This window comes from Streptococcus massiliensis DSM 18628, assembly GCF_000380065.1.
Lineage (GTDB): Bacteria > Bacillota > Bacilli > Lactobacillales > Streptococcaceae > Streptococcus > Streptococcus massiliensis.
In genome coordinates, this window is sequence record NZ_KB904432.1 from 1 (window position 1) to 5,537 (window position 5,537).

At 37.6% G+C, this 5,537-nt stretch carries 4 protein-coding genes and 1 pseudogene; 2 read left to right on the plus strand and 3 right to left on the minus strand.

The features are described from left to right. On the plus strand, positions 1-288 hold a 288-nt coding region (locus tag A3I3_RS0109285), incomplete at its 5' end, for an ISL3 family transposase (RefSeq protein WP_018372423.1). A gap of 182 nt (positions 289-470) precedes the next feature. On the opposite strand, the gene A3I3_RS0109290 is transcribed toward A3I3_RS0109285, so the two are convergent. The 3 genes from A3I3_RS0109290 to A3I3_RS0109300 form a co-directional block, all read right to left on the minus strand. Next, a complete protein-coding gene (locus A3I3_RS0109290) occupies positions 471-1,373 on the minus strand; it encodes a class C sortase (protein ID WP_018372424.1) in 903 nt (300 codons plus the stop codon). A 68-nt stretch (positions 1,374-1,441) separates the two neighbouring features. After that, positions 1,442-2,896 carry an isopeptide-forming domain-containing fimbrial protein gene (locus A3I3_RS0109295; protein ID WP_018372425.1) on the minus strand — a complete coding sequence of 485 codons (1,455 nt, stop codon included), beginning with the start codon at positions 2,894-2,896 and terminating at the stop codon, positions 1,442-1,444. Between the two features lie 109 nt (positions 2,897-3,005). Next, positions 3,006-5,066, minus strand: coding sequence for an Sgo0707 family adhesin (locus A3I3_RS0109300; RefSeq protein WP_018372426.1), 2,061 nt, complete (start codon positions 5,064-5,066; stop codon positions 3,006-3,008). A 278-nt stretch (positions 5,067-5,344) separates the two neighbouring features. Between A3I3_RS0109300 and A3I3_RS0109305 the strand changes: the two are divergent. Next, positions 5,345-5,537: pseudogene (locus tag A3I3_RS0109305) on the plus strand (ISL3 family transposase); the annotation flags it as partial.

Genomic DNA, 5,537 nt, shown 5'->3' on the forward strand with positions numbered 1-5,537 from the left:
CAAGAGAAACAAGCTGAGCATTTCTTTGGACTCATCGAAGATACAATTTCTTCTGTAAACCCTATCTTTCAGACTGTTTTTAAGACTTTTTTGAAAGAGAGGGACAAGATTATCAATGCTTTGGAACTTCCCTACTCAAATGCTAAGCTAGAGGCCACTAACAACCTTATCAAGGTTATCAAGCGCAACGCTTTCGGCTTTCGGAACTTTGACAACTTTAAAACTAGAATTCTCATCGCTTTGAACATCAAAAAGGAGAGGACTGATTTAGTCCTCTCCAGATTATAACTTCTCATCAACCCACTACAGTTGACAAAGAGCCAGAAAGAACTGACTCATTCATGTCAATCTTTCTTCACTCTCTGTTTTTATAATCAAGAATACAACTTTCTACTTCTTTGTCATTATTAAAAAGAATATCATACAAAGATCTTCACGTTGAAAGATAACCTCGTATCTAATCTGGTTTATCATTTAGCGTGACGTCCTTTTTTTACTCTTCTGCGATAGCCAGCGGAGCGTAGACCTGTTTTTCCTCTTAGCTCTGCTCTTTTTTTACGTCTTCTACAACTAAGAAGCCACACCAATAGAACTACAAATAAAACGAACACAAAACAAATAAGTAGAATTATATAATGCCACGGCAGAAAATCTGATGTTTTATTTTCAGATTTGGTTGGTTCCTCTTCATTCGGAATGCGGTGGCCTCGAACTAAGAGTCTATGAGTATTGACACCATATGGTGTACAAGTCACTAAAGTACAATAATCTTGATTTGGATCAATAGTTAAAGAAGAGACATCATCTGGTTCTACCGTCAAAGTTTGATCTACTTGGTAAGTAACCGTCCTTCCCAAAACATGGAGTTTAAAATGGTCCCCATTTTTTAATTGATCAATATCAGTAAATAACTTTGCTGAAGGCAACCCGCGATGGCCTGATATAACAGAGTGCGTTCCTTGACCACCAACAGGCAAAGAACTTCCCGGAATATGTCCGATAGCCACCTGCAAAATAGCTTCATCTGTACCATGATAAATTGGAAGTTTTGTACCTAATTTTGGAATCTCCACATGCCCCATAATTCCAGTTGATGTGACATCTAAAAGGCTATTGTACTTTTTTTTATCTTCTTCTGTAAGATGATATGTCGGTACAACTCCTTTTTCTAAAGCTTGATTATACGCTTCAGCAGCAGCTAACATACTTTCTGTCTCAGTCGCATCTAATTTTTCTACCTGTTTTTGATAAGTTGAAATAGCTTGAGATTGATGATAAGAATTCCAAAGATCACTCACAGTAGGATAGAGCAATAATCCTATACCACTGATTAATAAAAGAACAAATAAAATATTGGTAAAATGTTTTTTCATAAAAAGAATACTATCGTACTATAAAGGAAAAGAGATAGACATCATCTACCTCTTTCTTTTAGTAGAACTTATTTTGTATTTACTCTCTTACGAGCAAACAATAAGACAATTGCTCCCAAAACAAGGCAAGAACCAATGATGTAGAGGATAGTTGTTCCAATACCACCAGTATTTGGCAAGAGAGATCCTTTTTTATTGATAATCTTAGTTGCAATCGTTCCACTAGATAGGGTTGTTGTAAATGTAGCTTTTGCTGATGTCGCAGATAAAGCTGTCAAAGTAGGATTTGCGCCTGCTGTATTGATCGTTGAAGAAACAGTGAATTCGATATCAGCCATCGTATTGTAGCCAGCTGGAGTAGTGCTTTCCACTAATTTGTAGTCTCCTACATCCAGCCCCTTGAAGGTGAAGCTTGTTGTTGTACCTGCATTGATTTTCTTCACTTCAACGTAATTTCCACTTACTTTTTTGTAGAGAGTAAATCCGGCACCTGGCAAAGCTGCATTAGATTCATTGACTTTATTAATAACCACTTGGTAAGTGTAAACTGTTGATTTGCTTTCAGGGGTCTTACCTTTCGTTTTACCGCCAGTTGTATTTGGATTGTTTGAGTATGTAAGATTAGCGGTATTGCTGTTCCCAACGATACCAGTAACCGCATTGCTGTTAAGGGTTGCACTGTAACGAACAACAAATTTACTTGAAGAAGTTGCAGCTGGTACGACTGTCTTTAAGTCAGCTGCTTTAATTGTCAAAAGATTTCCTGAAGCTGTAATAGTAAATTTGTTCGTAACATTTGTTTCTACGCCACCATTTACTAGATAAACCGCTGCATCACTTTTATAAGTCAAACCAGATGACAAAGTATCGTTAAACGCCAATTCATATTCAGAATAGGCATCATAGTTGCTTGGAAGAGTCGCTGTGAGTTGGAAAGGTACGTTATCGCCAATTGAATAGTCTGTTGCAGATGTGTAATTGCCAGTTGTGTTATCTTTTACTTCTTTAACAAAAGTTGGTACACTTGCTTTTACGGTAGCAGTTGTGTCTTTTACAACTTGTAAGATGAAACGAGTATAAGATTCACCTTCTTTTCCTGCAAGTGAAGCAGTCTTATCTTTAATCAAGTAGTAACCAGCTTCCAAACCAGTAAAGGTTGTAGTTCCAGACGCACTTTGAACTGTTTTTGTCGGTGTTGATTGAAGATAAGCTGAAACTGCTTGAGCAAAAGCTTTTGCATCTGCAGCATCATTAGATTTACCATTTAAAGCTTCTGCTTTTGTCGCAGCTTCGCCAAGAGCCGCTTTTGCTGCTGTTGCGTCAACACCTGAACCCCATTGAATATTTGAAAGCGTATCGCCACTCAGATCTCCTGAAAAAATTTGATATGCTTCATATGTGTGACCAGTTGTTGTACCAGTTAGGTTCAACGTATATGTTGTTGCCGCAGAGGCTACTGGCATACCTGTAAAAGTCATTAACAAGGCCAGCAAGGCTGTTAACATAAGTTTTATTTTTTTCATTTTATTCTCCTTTAATTTTTTACGAAATAATTATATTTATCCTTCCTTAAATAGGAAGGCTTGTCTCATCACAACACTCTATCATCACCGCCTTTAAATGGTCTCTACATTATGAGGTCATCGTTTGTTTAAAACGGCGAATCAACCAAAGAGCTGAAATAGTTGTCAAAACAGCACCACCAAATAGATAATAAATCGGTCCCTGTCCACCTGTTTCTGGTAGGACATACTTTTTAAAAGGGGTTTTATTTTTTGTAGTGTTGGTACTTAAAGCAGTGCTACCAAATGTAACGGTTGCTGTATTATTTAGCTCTTGACCATCTACTTTACTATCGACTTTAACTTTGAATTGGATTGTGACTGTTTTATCCTTTGGAACAGTTGCTGTCCATTTAAGCCATCTCTTATTCTGAACGATCGAACGGCTGGACGAGTTTCTAACGTATTCGGTATAATTTGGAATAACATCCGTGATCGTAACTTGTTTATTGCTATCAGTTGTATTTTTATAAGTAATCTTATAAGTTAAAACATCTCCCGACTTAACCTCTTGATTGTCAATATTCGTCCCATTGTTATTTAGAACTTCCTTTGTCGGCTTCTCATATTCTTGAAAAATCCATGTCCCTACAAAGTGAACATCTTGATCTTGAATGGTTTCCGAGGGCTTGTCATAACTTTGAAAAATCCAATTTCCCTCAGCAACGCTGACTTGAGTTTTATTGCCTATTGGAGGATCTGGTGCTACAGTCGTACCATTTGCAAGATTGGTTTGCTCTGGAGGCAGTAACTGTAATACTTCTGGCGGGAGTTCTTTCCCATTTGTTCCACTAATAAAGGAGTGGGTCTTTTTAAATAACAGATTCGTCGTAACCGTATTTGATGGAACAATTAGATTATCAATCTCTTGTGTGACCTGATTGTCAATAGGATTTCGGTTGTCCAAGACGGTTGCATTTGTTTCTGTCTGGTAGACAATCTTAAATTCTTTCCCTGCATTGCTACTTGCCAAATGTTGTTGCGCAATAGTAACCGTTACCTTTTGCCCATCTATTTCAACAGTATAATCGGAACCATTCGTCAAGGTCCGACCATTAAACTGAACAGTCAAGTTTTTGAAATCGAGTCTACTATCAAGAGTTTCTATCATTTTCATAGAAGATAGCGAACCAATGACATTTTTTCCCGGTGTTGGCATTTTATAAACTGCCGTATAATCAACGGCTTGACCCGCTTGAGCTGAAATGGCTGTCGTAGACACAGTTTTTTGAGGAACATCTGGATTTTCTACATAAAAGCCAAACAAGCCTCCACTAACTGCTGTCGTAAATTCAAATTTCATCGTATTCGTTGAAGAGCGAACTGCGAATCCCGAAACATTCGCTTCATTAAACGCTCCGCTTGTCCCGATTTTTGAGTGCCAAGTCGTTTTATTGCCTGTTACTGTTTTGTCCAGTTTTTGTAGTGGATGTTTAATAATTTTATTCGAAGCCGTGTCGTTGTCATAGATAGAGAAGGTTTCTTCTCGGCCAAAGATATTCTTCACCACATCGATGTCCGAAGGAAGCATGACCAACTTTAGGTCGGTTGGGGTGCCATCTTGATACCGTAGTTCAGCGGTAACATCTGCATCCAAAGCATAGCTCCCATACATATCGTAAGTGATACTGGGGTGTGGAGGATAGATATAGTCCATCACTTGAATAGACTTAATCCCCCAGTTCTCATCAACGGTGAGAAATGGTACCGCAGTTTTACGTGCATTGTAATAATCTGAATTTTTCTGAATCAAAGTTGTCGTGACTCTGTTAACGGTGATATATACATCTACCGGTTTTCCGTACACAACGCCAGCATTTCGAAAACGTAATTGCAAAGGGGTATCAAAATTCTGCGGGGCTTGTGAAGCTTTGTTAACTACAAGAGAAAAAGCTGTACTAGCTTTCCAATTTCCACTGGGAGGAATGTTCGCCTTGACAACCGAAGCGCCTTGGCTAAGAACTTCCATATTCTCTTGCTTCAAGCTAAATTGATAGAGCTGCAATTTGGATAGATCTCTATTTTCTGTTAATTCTGTAACAGCATAAGCGGATGTTCCAGAAAAGAACAAAAAAAGAAAAGTCAGACCAGTTAAAAACAGCTGGAGAAACTTTTTGGTTATTCTCTTCATTATAATATTTCTCATTTCTTCTTTTTTAAAAAGAACCGTTAATTACTTTTTTATACTACCAGTTCTTTTGGGATTTGTCAAGGAGTTGAAATCCTAAATCCAAACGTATAAAAAATCATGAAAAACATTCCTTATAAAAAAGAGAGAATGAAAGCGGCTCTATAATTTCTGTAGTGGGTAAAACCACTGTAGGAATGATGGAGCTTATTTTGTTGTAGAAAAAAAGTCCCATATGACCTATAATGAAAAGCGACCAAACCATCATTAGAAAGACTCATATGGAACAATTAAATTTTATCACAAACTTACTGGAAATCAAAGACCCTAACATTACGATTTTGGATGTTCTAGATGCTGGAACGCATAAAGAAATCATCGCGAAGTTGGATTATCCTGCTCCTAAATGCTACAGCTGTCATGGTCAGATGGCTAAATATGACTTCCAAAAAGAATCAAAAATTCCCTATTTAG

Bases quoted from the DNA above. Each gene is read 5' to 3' on its own strand.
- A3I3_RS0109300 (WP_018372426.1), bottom strand. From the start codon at position 5,066: ATGAAGAGAATAACCAAAAAGTTTCTCCAGCTGTTTTTAACTGGTCTG.
- A3I3_RS0109290 (WP_018372424.1), bottom strand. From the start codon at position 1,373: ATGAAAAAACATTTTACCAATATTTTATTTGTTCTTTTATTAATCAGT.
- A3I3_RS0109295 (WP_018372425.1), bottom strand. From the start codon at position 2,896: ATGAAAAAAATAAAACTTATGTTAACAGCCTTGCTGGCCTTGTTAATG.